The organism is Rhizorhabdus phycosphaerae, assembly GCF_011044255.1.
Taxonomy (GTDB): Bacteria; Pseudomonadota; Alphaproteobacteria; order Sphingomonadales; family Sphingomonadaceae; genus Rhizorhabdus; species Rhizorhabdus phycosphaerae.
In genome coordinates this window covers 3,957,798-3,970,469 of record NZ_CP049107.1, presented here as the reverse complement: position 1 = coordinate 3,970,469, position 12,672 = coordinate 3,957,798, and the positions used below count along the sequence as shown (strand labels likewise).

At 64.4% G+C, this 12,672-nt stretch carries 10 protein-coding genes; 2 read left to right on the top strand and 8 right to left on the bottom strand.

Annotated features, from left to right (window positions below):
* Nucleotides 1-55: 55 nt before the first annotated feature.
* Nucleotides 56-481 (top strand): winged helix-turn-helix transcriptional regulator, encoded by a 426-nt coding sequence (locus tag G6P88_RS18475; RefSeq protein WP_165324498.1) that lies wholly within the window; start codon nucleotides 56-58, stop codon nucleotides 479-481.
* 48 nt (nucleotides 482-529) lie between these two features.
* On the opposite strand, the gene G6P88_RS18470 is transcribed toward G6P88_RS18475, so the two are convergent.
* From G6P88_RS18470 to G6P88_RS18445, 6 genes are all read right to left on the bottom strand, one after another.
* The gene (locus G6P88_RS18470; RefSeq protein WP_165324497.1) at nucleotides 530-1,438 is read right to left on the bottom strand and encodes a nuclear transport factor 2 family protein; all 909 of its coding nucleotides are present in this window, start codon (nucleotides 1,436-1,438) and stop codon (nucleotides 530-532) included.
* A 13-nt stretch (nucleotides 1,439-1,451) separates the two neighbouring features.
* Nucleotides 1,452-3,869 carry a TonB-dependent receptor gene (locus G6P88_RS18465; RefSeq protein WP_165324496.1) on the bottom strand — a complete coding sequence of 806 codons (2,418 nt, stop codon included), beginning with the start codon at nucleotides 3,867-3,869 and terminating at the stop codon, nucleotides 1,452-1,454.
* Between the two features lie 262 nt (nucleotides 3,870-4,131).
* Complete coding sequence (locus G6P88_RS18460; RefSeq protein WP_165324495.1) at nucleotides 4,132-4,590, bottom strand: nuclear transport factor 2 family protein; 459 nt, start codon at nucleotides 4,588-4,590, stop codon at nucleotides 4,132-4,134.
* A gap of 32 nt (nucleotides 4,591-4,622) precedes the next feature.
* Complete coding sequence (locus G6P88_RS18455; RefSeq protein ID WP_165324494.1) at nucleotides 4,623-5,408, bottom strand: ThuA domain-containing protein; 786 nt, start codon at nucleotides 5,406-5,408, stop codon at nucleotides 4,623-4,625.
* Complete coding sequence (locus G6P88_RS18450; RefSeq protein WP_165324493.1) at nucleotides 5,408-6,754, bottom strand: aromatic ring-hydroxylating oxygenase subunit alpha; 1,347 nt, start codon at nucleotides 6,752-6,754, stop codon at nucleotides 5,408-5,410. The genes G6P88_RS18455 and G6P88_RS18450 overlap by 1 nt, the downstream gene beginning before the upstream one ends.
* Nucleotides 6,755-6,784: 30 nt before the next feature.
* Nucleotides 6,785-9,550, bottom strand: coding sequence for a LuxR C-terminal-related transcriptional regulator (locus tag G6P88_RS18445; RefSeq protein ID WP_165324492.1), 2,766 nt, complete (start codon nucleotides 9,548-9,550; stop codon nucleotides 6,785-6,787).
* Between the two features lie 73 nt (nucleotides 9,551-9,623).
* Between G6P88_RS18445 and G6P88_RS18440 the strand changes: the two genes are divergently transcribed.
* Nucleotides 9,624-10,079 (top strand): type II toxin-antitoxin system VapC family toxin, encoded by a 456-nt coding sequence (locus tag G6P88_RS18440; RefSeq protein ID WP_165324491.1) that lies wholly within the window; start codon nucleotides 9,624-9,626, stop codon nucleotides 10,077-10,079.
* A 19-nt stretch (nucleotides 10,080-10,098) separates the two neighbouring features.
* On the opposite strand, the gene G6P88_RS18435 is transcribed toward G6P88_RS18440, so the two are convergent.
* Nucleotides 10,099-10,848, bottom strand: a complete 750-nt coding sequence (locus G6P88_RS18435; RefSeq protein WP_165324490.1) for a DUF1444 family protein — start codon at nucleotides 10,846-10,848, stop codon at nucleotides 10,099-10,101.
* Nucleotides 10,849-10,995: 147 nt separating this feature from the next.
* Nucleotides 10,996-12,594, bottom strand: coding sequence for a glutamine-hydrolyzing GMP synthase (gene guaA / locus G6P88_RS18430; protein ID WP_165324489.1), 1,599 nt, complete (start codon nucleotides 12,592-12,594; stop codon nucleotides 10,996-10,998).
* Between the last annotated feature and the right edge of the window lie 78 nt (nucleotides 12,595-12,672).

Below are 12,672 nucleotides of genomic sequence, written 5' to 3'. Positions count from 1 at the left end.
GATAGCAGGTCTCAAATAGGAACCTTCCAATTCCGCTGTAAGGAGGCAGTTTATCGTGACAAGGTCACATCAGGGGAACCTTGGCACGGGCTCCCGCCCCGCCCGGCTTGCCGCCTGGCAGGCCGAGGGATTCGATCCGCACAATTGCCCGGTCCGGACCATATTGGATCAGGTGACCGCCAAGTGGACGGTCCTCATTCTGCTCGAGGTGCAGGAAGAGCCCAAGCGCTTCAACATGCTGCTGCGCGCCTTGCCCGATATTTCGCGGCGGATGCTGACCCAGGGACTGCGCGATCTCGAGCGGCACGGACTGCTGCAAAGGACCGTCTTCGACACCCGGCCGCCCGGCGTCGAATATGCGCTGACCGATCTGGGCCGCGCCCTGATGGAGCCCCTGCTGGCGCTCGTCGACTGGGTCGGCGCCCACAGCAAAACCATCTTCGCCGCGCGCGAGCGATTTGACGGGACGGCTTCAGGCTGACTCGCCGACAGCGAAAACGCTTCGGCGAGCTGAGCAACGGCGTTTCGGTCAGCCTTCGAATGCCAGACGCAAGTCGAAGGACGGCATGATCGAGGTGGTTGGTTCAGGCAGCATCTCATTATGGTACAGCCTCGCTTCGGCCGCCGCCGTGTCCCAGAAGATGCTGACACGTCCCAAGTGGTCGCCGTCGGCTTCGAGAACGACACCATAGTTCTGGGGGTAGGACGGGTCCGCTCCCCGCATCAGCACGACAGAGGCGCGGTGATCGGTGCAGGCGATCCGCGACCAGCCCACGCCGCCTTCCAGCACCGCGCGCAGGCGCTCGACCTCGAACGGCGATACGCCGGACAGCGGGGTCGTGCCGGCGACGGCCAATGTGCAATTCGTTCCGGCGAGCAAGGCTGTCGCTGGCCAATCCCCAACCGACACGGCTGCCAACCAGGCGTCCGCCAGATCAGCCATGACCTGTCTGCTGCTTGCGCCCGACAGTGCATCTCCGACACCGAAGGGTGTTCGAGGCTGCGTCCGAGCTATGCGCAGCCGATTGCCGGCCACGGCCTGCTCGAACATGACGGTGTCGAACAGTTCGACGATTTCCTGGATCAAGCCGTCGGCCATCCGAAAAATCTGGAGATAATATTGGTCGTAGCGTCCCCCGCTCCGGTTCGGCAGCCCGCCATGAAAGATCACCGCGACACGATCGCCTGCCTCGGCAACCACGCGGACAGCCTTCACATAGTCCTCCGCCTGCGTGTCGAGCGGCCCGAGAACATGATGCGTCATATGCGCGAACAGCTCGGTACGGCCCTGGAACCGGCCAGAGACGATGCTCTGGCCGGACATCCAGACGACCACTTCGGGCGCGTGCAGTGCGGTGACGACGTCATAATCACCGACTGCGATCGCACGGTGATAACGGTCGATTACCGCGCGACCCGCCATCGCTTCTGCCGACATCCTGCCTCCCCGATCAGAATTTGAATCCCAACTGCACCATTACCTCGCGCGGGCGATCAATATAGCCGATGATGTCAGCGGGGACGCCGTTAGCGGTGCCGCTGCCCGAGCCCGAGCCGGGGCGGTCGCTGCCACCGGTCACCACATATTTGTCGAAGATATTCTTGGCGATCAGAGCCAACGACCAGCGCTCGTCGTCGCGATAGAGGCGGACCGCTGCATTGAGTTTGAAGAAACCCTTCTGCAGCGTGCCAGGTCCCTCAGTCTCGCTGAAATAATATTTGGAGGTTCCGACGAGGTCGCTGCTGAGGCCGAGGCGCATCGCATTGCCCAGTTCATGGTCGTAGGTGACGCCGACGCTGCCGCTCCAGTCCGGCGCGCGCACGGTCGGCGCGCCGCTGAGATCCTGGCGGGTGAAGGCGCCGGTGGCATCGGGCTGGAGATTGCAGCCCTGGGCGACGGTCTGGCCACCATAGCAGGCCGACAGATAGTCGGTGTAACGCGTGTGGTTATAGCCGAGCGCCACCCGGACGGCGAGATCGCTGGTCACCGCATAGCGGGCGTCGACCTCCGCGCCGTACGACCGCGCAGCGCCGGCGTTGAAGATCTGGTAGGTGATCTTGGTGCCGTCGAAAATGTCGACCTGCAGTCCCTTGTAATCATAGAGATAGGCAGCGCTGTTCAGCGTCAGGCGCCCGCCGAGGAACTGCCCCTTGGCGCCGATCTCGCCGCCCTTCACCTTCTCGGGCTTGAACGAATAGTCGGACGGCTGGGTGCCGGCGCTGAGGATAGCGGGAACGCCGAAGCCACCCGCCTTGTAGCCGGTCTTGAACGCCGCATAGAGCGTCGTCTGGCTGGTCGGATGCCAGGTCAGCGTAGCCTCGGGCGACCAGTTGTTGCTCTTGTACCGGCCGGGAAAATTCACGCCGACCGGAAAGGCGGCCTGGAGCAGCGTCGCGACATAGATATTCTGCTGCTCGACGCTCTTCTCGTCCCGGCTCCAGCGAATACCAGCCGCCAGTTCGAGATCGGGCAGGATCTTGTAGGTTGCCTGCCCGAACGCCGAATAGGTTTTGCTGTCGATAGTACCGATCTTTCCGATGCTGTAATAAAAACCCGACACCGCGTCTGGCGGAAGATTGGCGATGCGGAACGCCTGTTCGTTGTCGAGCTTCGAATCCTCATAATAAGCGCCGAACATGAAGTTCAGCGGAGATTCGAAGGTCGTCAGCAAACGCAGTTCCTGAGTGAATTGCTTATAGGTTTCCCGCTGCGAGCCCATGTTCCCGCCATAGATGGTCTTGGCAAAGTTGCTCTGAAAATAGTCCAGCCGGTACCGATAATAGCCCGTGACGGAGGTCAGCTTGAACCGGTCCGCGGTCCAGTTGGTGGTCAGCGATGAGATGATGGGCTTGTAGCGAGAAAAAGACTTGCCGTCATTGCCGTTGAGCATACCGACGACAAGCTCCGGGGGCAGATTTGCGGCCGACACGGTCCGGTTCTTCTTGCAGTCGCTATAGGGGTCGGTCTGGCCCGAACTGCCGTCGACGACCTTTGTGCTGGCGCCGCAGAAGACGATCTCGCCGTTGGTGCCTTCGCCATTGTCCTTGGAAATGCCGGTGGCGAACTTGAAATTTGCGGAGAAGCTGCTGCTCGGATCCCAGGCCAGGGTCAGGCGGCCCATGATGTCGCGCTCCTTCGGCCCCCATGCGTCCGCCGCGCGCAGCGGCAGGCCCGACGCAGGCTCGACGTCGCCGTTCAGCTGCGCCGCCGAGTTCTTCATCCACCCGCGCGACCTGTCCCCGGTGACGGCGACGCGAATGCCCAGGGTCGGCGTGATCGGCCCGGAAACATAGGCTTCGCCCTGAACCCCGTTGGCGACGAAGTCATAGCCGATCCGCGCTCCCGCCGAGAATTCCCGCGTCGGGTTGGCCGAGGTGATCGCGATCACCCCCGCCGGGCTGTTCTTCCCGAAGAACAGCGCCTGCGGCCCCTTCAATATCTCGACCTGGCCGATGTCGAAGAAGCTCTGCTGGAGCGAGCGACCCCGGCTGTTCTGCACGCCGTCGACATTGATCGCCACCGACTGGTCGAACCCCGAGTCCAGCGTCGAGGAACCGATACCACGGATGACGAAGGACGAGCCGCTGCCCGACGCCTGCTTGGCGATGGTCACCTGCGGTGCCATTTGTGCGATGTCCTGCAGGGTGGTTGCATTGTACCGGCCGATGTCCTTGGCGCTGAGCGCCGTCACCGCGACGGGCACGTCGATCAACCGCTCACTGCGCTGCCGCGCGGTCACGACAATCTCGCCGAGATTGGCTTCAGTCCCGGCCCCCTCGGAGCCGGACGCCTGCTGCGCCCAGGCGGGCGAACAGATGATCAGTGCTGCGGCGGACAGAAAAAGGGCGCGATTCGACAGACGGCTCATGATGGACCTCCCCAGTGCATTGATTTTTGCCCCCTCGTGCTAGCCGGCCACGCAATGCGCAAAACTACCTATACGGGCGGGTGGGTAGCGGCCGCGCGGCGCCCACCTACCCGTACCGATCTGCGGACCCGAGCGGGCGCGAACGCGAACTGCATCGCCTCCCAAGCGAATGGTGAAGAGACGGGGCGAATGCCGATGCGCCGGACCACAGGCGTGGACCGGCGTGTCTAATGGAGGAGGAATGGCGGTCCGGGCCGCGAGGTCAGTAGGTCAGCGGCTTCGCCACCGGGCCACGGGGCTGCCGCAGCGGATTGTCGAACAGGGCTCGTTCGGCGAGCGCGGTATCGAAAAAGGCGTGCATCTCGATGATCTTGCCGTCCTCGAATCTGAAAATCTCGCAATAGGTCTGGTCATAGCGATCCCCGGCGCGGGTCGGGCCGCCGCCCTCCATGATCGCCACCACCCGCTCGTCATCGGCACACATCACCTTCCAGCGGCGTGCGAACTGCATCTCCTCGGGCACCATCGCGGCATGGACCTGCGCCGCGACCAGCTCGTCGGTCATGGCAGCCTTGCCCTCGATCCGTCCGGATGCAGGCGTGGTTCCCGCCATGTGGTTGACGATGTCGTCATGGTACATCGCCTCGACCGTGGCCCAGTCATTGTCGTGCATCGCCTGGAAATAGCGGTTCACGAGATCGATATTCTGCTGTCGGCTCATGCCACTCCCCTCACCATGTCGTCAGCGACCGCTCACGCCCGCGTCACCCAGTCGAGCGAGCGCCGCAACACCGCCCGAAATCCATCGGTTTCCCAGGGTCCGCGCGACGCCGGCCCTTCGTCCATCAGCGGCAGGAAGTCGTAGCGACCGCTGCTGTGGCCGAGGTTGAGATAGAGGACTTCTCCCCGGCCCTGTCCGCGCAGATACATCTGCGGATAGTCCGCCTCCGGCCAGTCCGAGAGGACATAGCCCGGATTTCTGCCGCCGAAACGCGCGGTGAGCAAAACCTCCGCCGGCCCGGTCAGTTCGACCACATAGGGCTCGTCGACGACGTCGAAGGCGGCCAAGCCGGAGAGCAGGCCACTACCCGTCTCCGTCACCTCGACATGCATCGGCCCCAGCAGAAGATGCGCGAGGAAGCGGCTGCCGAGAAGCCGGGTGAAGCGCGGGTTGGTGTCGGTCGTGTCGACCTGCCCCGGTATTTCGATGCCTTGGGCGATGATGGGTGGCCCGTCTGTGAAACGGATCAGCGCATTGGTCGCGTGCATCGCGAACAGGCGCCCGCCCCCTTCGACGAACTCTTCCAGCGCATCGAGCTGCGCATCGTCGGGCGAGACATTGCAGCTATAGACAACCAGCGCCTGCGCCGCCGCGATCTTGCCCACATCCGAAAAATCGTCGCCGATCGTGACGCAGACATGTGGGTTCTCATGCAGCGCCTTGAGCAGTTCCAGCCGCACATAGTTGGTGTCGTGCGTCGGCGCGCCGACGATCAGGTGGACCCGTATCGGTCCACCCTTCGAGCCCTCTCCGGACATCAGACGCCGCTATGCGCGTCGGGCTCGACCGCATAGCGCTTGATTAGGTCCGCTATGGATTGGCCCTGGATCAATTCGTCGATCATCCGGTGGAAATGGTCGATCCGCCGCTCGTCGAGACCGAGAATGCCTTCCTCGAAGCTTTGCGACCGCTGGCCGCGCTGGACGAACTCGACCAGCCCGACATCCTCGTCGAGCACCTGATTGACGATAGGATGGTTGCGCTTGCCCCATTGCAGCACGTCGGCGACCCGCTCGGTACCTCCGCGCACCACCCGGTGCTCATAGAGCGGCACGGTTTCGCCCTCCTCTAGCGCCGCGCACATGATGAAGTCGAAGAACATCTTCTCGGGATCGCCGCTGGGATGCGGGCGATAGCGCAAGGTGACATAGAATTCGGGGAAGAGATTGAAGTGGGTGCTGGGAAACAGCATGTAGTGATAGGCGTCGGTCAGCTGACTGTCGTTCAGCGTCGCATAGGGGTAGGTGGCGTCGCCCATCGCCTGCCGCGCGCGCTTGACATCCCGTATCGCCCCCCGCACATCGCCGGCTTTTCCTGGGAAGGTCGCGGGATCGATCCCATTGGCCTGCAGCAGCACCTGCAGCGACGGGTTCACGCTCTCCTGATCGGCATACATCCGCGACGGACGGCCATATTCGTTGACCATATAGCTGTGGATGCCGAGCAGGGTGATCGGGGCATCTTCATTGCCCCAGCTCAGGATGTCCGAGTGCAGCGTCTGAAAGTGGTAGCTCTCGTTGAAGGCGTCGAAGACGGTCTTCCAGTTGGCGGCGAATTCGAAGGTCTTGTAGTCGACGATATGGGCCTTCTCGAGCTGATAGGCTGCGAGCCGCGGCGCGATCGGGCCGAGATAGGAGGCAAGGTCGGGCGCCTGATCGTCGAGCGTGAACCAGTACCAGCCGGCGAATTGCTCGACGCGGAAACGGGCCAGGGCCGTCCGGGTCTCGTCGGCGAGAAGCGCAGGATCGAAGCGCTCGCGATAAGGAACGTCGCCGAGCTTGCCAGACAGGTCGAAGCACCACCCATGGAACGCACATTTGAACTGGGTCGCATAGGCCGGCCCGTCCTCGCTGAGCAGCAGGCGGTTGCCGCGATGGCGACAGACGTTGAACAGGCCGCGGACCTCACCGTCATCGTCATGGACGAACAACAGGCTCTCGCGACCGAAGCTGTGAACATAGACGTCGCCCGGCTCAGCGACCTCCTCGACCCGCGGCCCCATGTGCCAGAGCTTCGACCAGACATGCTCCCATTCCAGATCGGCCCGCTCCCTCGACCAGTACCAATCGGGGTCGATCCGAAAGCCATCACGCGCCTGGTTCATGCCTGTCTCGTTCCTCTCTGTCGCAGGCACTCACTCCCGTCCCGCAGGCAGAACGCTAGCCGGTCGGCGGCGGCGCGAAACCACCCGGTTGGCGGGTGGCCGCGCGGGTAGGGCTGCGGATGAGGTCGGCAGCGCCAGGCCCGCCAGCTCGGTTCGCTTCCTGACGCTGACCTTTTCGAACACATTTTTCAGATGCCATTTGATCGTGTTCTCGCTGACCTGCATCCGCTCGGCAATCTGGCGGTTCGTCAGGCCGGCCTTGACCAGCCGGATCAGCTCCAGCTCGCGCGTGGTGAGCGCGTCGCGACTGTCTGCGGGCTCGACCTCGGCCGCGTCAGTCTCGGCGAGGCTCGGATCGAAGGCCTCGCGGAGCCTCCGCAAATGGGTCTGCTTGCGGCGATCCATGACCGCCGACGCTTCCGCCAGCCGATCGAGCAGGCGGGCGGCGTCGGGGCCACCGTCGAGAAAGCTGCTCACGATGCCGGCACGCGCGGCATGGCCGACCAGCCGACCCATGAGCCGGACGGCATCGTCCTCCCTTCCGGATCGGGACAAGACGACCGCCAGCAGCACTGCCCAGGTGAAAGCACGCAGCTTCCATCCGCCGTTCAAGTCGAGCCGGATCGCCTGGCGGAGCATCGCCATTGCCTCGCTCCAGCCGCCCAGCGCGATGTGGAGGCGCGCCCGGGAACCAGCGAGAGACGCCTCGACGTAGCGCGCGATGACGGGGTCGTCGGCGCCGCGCAGCTGTTCGGCGAGTGCCGCAATATAGGTGTTGACCATGCGCAGATCGTGCTGGGCGAGCGCGATGTGTATCTTCTCTACCAGAACGTCGGCGTGGAGCCGCAGCAGCCGGACTGCAGGGCCGGAGTCGAGAACCTGCTCGAGCGTCGAGATCGCCGCGCGATATTGGTGGCGGCGCAGCTGGCCGCGGGCAATCGCCCGATAGGCCTGGAATCGCGCATCGGTGAACAGATGGCCGTGCATCCACCAGGCATAGCCGCCGAGCAGGCGCTGCGAGCCCGCCATGTCGTTGCGCTCATAGCGGACGCCGGCGAGAAGCCCCGCCGACATGACCGCCCCGGTCGAATTGCCGCCGGCATCCGTCTCCGCCGCCTTCAGCGCCCAGGCGAAATTCGCCTCGGCACGCCGCACCTGTCCGTCGCGCAGGTCGATCAGGCCGAGGATGCAGCGGCTGTAGATGGCGGCATAGGGCCCTCGCGCGTAGAAATTGGGAAGATAAGCGCGCTCCAGCACCAGCCGCGCTTCGTTGACCTGGCCCACATGGGCCAGCGCAAAGCTCAGCGAATTGTCGACGACATAGGTCGACCAGTCCTCGCGACGCCCGAACCGCGCGATCCAGACCCGCGCGGACTCGACCGATCCCGCCATGTCGTCGCGCATCGAGCGGTGCATGACCTTCAGCGCCGCGACACTCGCTTCCAGCGTCTCGTCATCGGCGACAGCGAGATCCTCCTCGACCGCCGCGATCAACGGCAGCGCATCGTCGAGGCGATAGAGAAGCGACAATGCCCATGCGACCGAGAGCAGAGCCCAAGGCCGCTTCCGCAGCCGCTCGATCGGCAGATGCGTCATCCACCCCTGCAACGCCGTGATATGACCCTCGGCGATCATCGCCATACCGCAGCGATCGATCAGTTGAACTGCCCGATCCAGATCGCCTGCGTCCACCGCATGGGCGGCGGCGGCCTGCGGCTCGCCGTGCAGCTCGAACCATGAAGAACAGTGACGATGCAGGCGAAGCGCTTCGTGCTCCCCGATCCGTCGGAGCTGCCGTACCACCAGCGGCAGCAGCGGCGCAGGATGATAGGTAGTGCCCCCCTGACCATGAACCGCTTCCAGCAGGCAATGGTCCTGCAATTCCCGCAGATGCGGCGTGAAATCGGCGTCGCCGGCCAGTTCGAAGATCAGGCTTTCCCTCATCAGGTGCGGCGTCAGGATCAGATCCAGTGCATTCCGCGCCCCTGAGGACAGGCCCGCCAGCACCTCCTCTCCGAAATAGTCGAGCATCGATGCGGTCAGGACGATACCGCGTCCTTTGCTCCGGCGGTCGGGATCGCGCCTTGTCAGCAATAACAATCCCCCTACCCAACCCGATGTCTGTTCGGACAGGGTGCGGAGTTCGGCGAGATCCGGGGTCGGGCGGCCGAGGCTCGCGAGGAGATCCGCGATCTGACCGGAGTCGAGCTGCAGGTCCCGCGTTTCCAGCTTCAGCAGCGTGCCGTCGTTGATCAGACGCGACAGCTTCAGCGGGACGGCACGGCGCGACGCCATCACGACCCGCAGATTGTCGGGGGCCTGCTCGATGAGCTGCTGCACCATCGCCCAGGCGCCCTCATCATCGAGCGTACCGAGATCGTCGAGGAAAAGGACCACTTCGCCGGCGAAGGTGGCCACCTCGTTGAGGCACATCGTGAGCAGCAAGGAGGCCGGCACACTGCCCGGCGCCATCAGCATCGCTGCCGTCGCACTGCGCTCCCCAAGCAGCGAACGCACCAGCGTGGTCGCGATTCCGGTGACGATATCCGCGCCGCTGCCGGACGTGCATCTCAACCAGGCCGTGATGTCGAGTGCGGCCTGCGCCTCGCTGGCCAATCGCGTCATGAAATGCGACTTGCCGCTGCCCGGCAGCGCGGTGATCAGCACCACCCGATGCGCTCGCAACATCGCCAGCCCCTGACGCAGGGCCGGGGGCTCGATCCACGGGTTACGAAATTTCGGTGCCGCCAGCCCCGTCACCGGCATGACGCGGCGCTCCGCCGTTCCATCGCTCATATATCCCCTCCACAGGGATAGTAGCATGAAGGAAACAGGCTTCTGCTATCGAATAGGATGGCGACCTCTACTGATGGTTTATCTCGATACGCCGGTGATCGTCGCGGCGCTTTCGAACGAGGCGATGACGCGGCGCGTTCAGGGCTGGCTGGCCGAACAGGATCCCAGCGACCTGATGATCAGCGACTGGACCATCACCGAAATGTCGTCCGCGATCGCAATCAAGCTCCGTACGGGGCACATGGATATCGAACAGCGCGCCACCATGCTCGCCCTGTTCAACAGGCTTGTAGCGGAGAGCTTCGTCGTCCTGCCTGTGACGAGTGCCCAGTTCCGGACGGCGGCAAGATATGCCGACCAGCATGGCTTGGGCCTCGGCGCCGGTGATGCTCTCCATCTCGCAATAGCGGGGGATCATGGAGCAGCGGTTCAGACGCTCGACCGGCAAATGGCCGAAGCTGGCCCCATGCTCGGAATTCCGACGCGGCTCTTCGCGTTAATGTCAGTGTTCCGAGGGCGAAACTGCTGATCCGCCTTGGGCTAGACCATCATTCCGATACTGCCACGATCCGCCCGCCCCGCCGCGCGTGGAGCTGCGGCGACAGCAGGTTGAAATCCTCTTCGATCGTGACCTCGATCAGGCGGCGCGCCCCGGTCGCATGTTTGGGATCGTCGGCGAAGAGGAAGAGCTGGTCTTTCCGGGGGAGCGCGATGAGCACGTCACCGGGGAAGCGGGCAGCGATCGATTCCCAGAATTCGTCGAGGAGCAGCAGGCTCGGCGACAACATGGGATTGTCGTCGACATAATAGAGCATTCCGAAGCCGAGGCCGTCGTCCTCGACCAGCTTCGGAAGCGATTTTCTCAGATTAGCCAGGGCCGTCTTCCGGACGTCCTCCAACGCCCTGCCCGGCAGATCCTTGACGCCGATCGGCGCCATGGAGTCGGGCCTGTCGGCCATATAGACGACAACCAGATCGGCACCGATCGGCTCATGGAGCAGTTCCTGCCCACGCCGGGCCGCGTCCTGCACATAGTCGCGGGTGCGAATGACCGGCACGATGATGTCGTCGCTGATCGCCCTGCTCAGGCTCTCGGCCATCGACCGCACGAAGCGCGCGATCGCCTCGTCGGCATTCTCGTCCGGGTTTGCCGACAGATAGCCGAACAGGTTGGTCACGTCCGAAGTGACCGTCTCTTCACCGATCGTGGAGGTGAACTGCGCCGCATTGTCCGGATCGGCTACGACCTTGGTGACGCCCGGCGCAGCCCGCGCCGCCGCCATCACGGACTCACGCAATTCGCCTATATCGCCGAAGGTTCTGGCCGTAGCGCGTGTCGAGGCGAACCACGCGGCTATGGAGCCAATGATCCCCGCTACGATAAGCTGCCGCCGGCCCAGGAATCGCATGCGCCCCTCTCCCAATTTAGCGGGAGGGAGCTTAGCTCACTCCCACTCGATCGTGCCAGGCGGTTTCGAGGTGTAGTCGTAGACCACCCGGTTGATGCCCTGGACCTCGTTCACGATCCGCGTCGCGACGCGGCTGAGGAAGGCGCTGTCGAACGGATAGACGTCGGCGGTCATGCCGTCGGTCGAGGTAACCGCGCGCAGGGCGCAGACCGAGTCATAGGTGCGGCCGTCGCCCATCACGCCGACGGTGCGGACCGGCAGCAGCACCGCGAAGGCCTGCCAGATCGCGTCGTAGAGGCCCGCACGGCGGATCTCGTCGAGATAGACGGCATCGGCCTTGCGCAGGATGTCGCACTTTTCCTTGGTCACCTCGCCGGGGATGCGGATCGCGAGGCCCGGTCCCGGGAAGGGGTGCCGGCCGACGAAGATCTCGGGCAGGCCCAGTTCGCGACCGAGCGCGCGGACCTCGTCCTTGAACAGTTCGCGCAGCGGTTCGACGAGCTTCATGTTCATGCGCTCGGGCAGACCGCCGACATTGTGGTGGCTCTTGATCGTCACCGAAGGGCCGCCGGTGAAGCTGACGCTTTCGATCACGTCGGGATAGAGCGTCCCCTGTGCGAGGAAGGCGGCGCCGCCGATCTTCTTCGCCTCGGCCTCGAACACGTCGATGAAGGTCTTGCCGATGAACTTGCGCTTCGCCTCGGGGTCGGAGACGCCCTTCAGGCCGTTGAGGAACAGCGTCTCGGCGTTCACATGGACGAGCGGGATGCCATAATGTTCGCGGAACAGGCTGACCACCTGATCGGCCTCGCCCATCCGCATCAGCCCGTGGTCGACGAACACGCAGGTCAGCTGGTCGCCGATCGCCTCGTGGATCAGGACGGCCGCCACCGCGCTGTCGACGCCGCCCGACAGGCCGCAGATGACTTTGCCGTCGCCCACCTGCGCGCGGATCTCGGCGATCTTGGTCGCGCGGAACTCGGCCATCGTCCAGTCGCCGGCAAGGCCGCAGACATGGCGCGCGAAATTGGCGATCAGCTTGCCGCCGTCGGGCGTGTGTACGACCTCGGGGTGGAATTGGACGCCGTAGAAGCGGCGCTTCTCGTCCGAGGTCACGGCGAAGGGTGCGCCTTCCGACACGGCCACCGGCGAGAAGCCGGGCGGGAGCGCGTCGACCTTGTCGCCATGGCTCATCCACACCTGATGCTGCTCGCCTTCCTTCCACAGGCCGTCGAACAGCGCAGAGCGGCTCTTTACCTCGATGAAGGCGCGGCCGAATTCGCGGCTGTCATGGCTGGGGGTGACCGACCCCCCGAGCTGCTGGCACATCGTCTGCTGCCCATAGCAGATGCCCAGGATGGGGATGCCGGCCTCGAAGAAGCGCTGCGGCGCCCGGGGGCTGCCCATGTCCGCGACCGAGGCGGGGCCGCCCGACAGGATGATGCCCTTCGGCTTCAGCCGGTCGAAGGCGGCGTCGGCGCTGCTGAAGGGAGCGATCTCGCTGTAGACGCCCGCCTCGCGCACGCGCCGCGCGATGAGCTGGGTCACCTGGCTGCCGAAGTCGACGATCAGGATCGACTCGGAAGGCTGCGAGCCGATGCCATGGGCGGATGCGGTGGGAAGCTGGGCTGTCATGGGGAGCCGATAATGGCAGGCGGCGCGGCTGTCCAGCCGGCTTGACCGCCCTGCCCCTTATCGGCCGTACGTCTGCCG

Coding starts and splice junctions, on each gene's coding strand:
- G6P88_RS18470 (WP_165324497.1), bottom strand. CDS start 1,438: ATGTCGGCAGAAGCGATGGCGGGTCGCGCGGTAATCGACCGTTATCAC.
- G6P88_RS18465 (WP_165324496.1), bottom strand. CDS start 3,869: ATGAGCCGTCTGTCGAATCGCGCCCTTTTTCTGTCCGCCGCAGCACTG.
- G6P88_RS18460 (WP_165324495.1), bottom strand. CDS start 4,590: ATGAGCCGACAGCAGAATATCGATCTCGTGAACCGCTATTTCCAGGCG.
- G6P88_RS18455 (WP_165324494.1), bottom strand. CDS start 5,408: ATGTCCGGAGAGGGCTCGAAGGGTGGACCGATACGGGTCCACCTGATC.
- G6P88_RS18450 (WP_165324493.1), bottom strand. CDS start 6,754: ATGAACCAGGCGCGTGATGGCTTTCGGATCGACCCCGATTGGTACTGG.
- G6P88_RS18445 (WP_165324492.1), bottom strand. CDS start 9,550: ATGAGCGATGGAACGGCGGAGCGCCGCGTCATGCCGGTGACGGGGCTG.
- G6P88_RS18440 (WP_165324491.1), top strand. CDS start 9,624: ATGGTTTATCTCGATACGCCGGTGATCGTCGCGGCGCTTTCGAACGAG.
- guaA (WP_165324489.1), bottom strand. CDS start 12,594: ATGACAGCCCAGCTTCCCACCGCATCCGCCCATGGCATCGGCTCGCAG.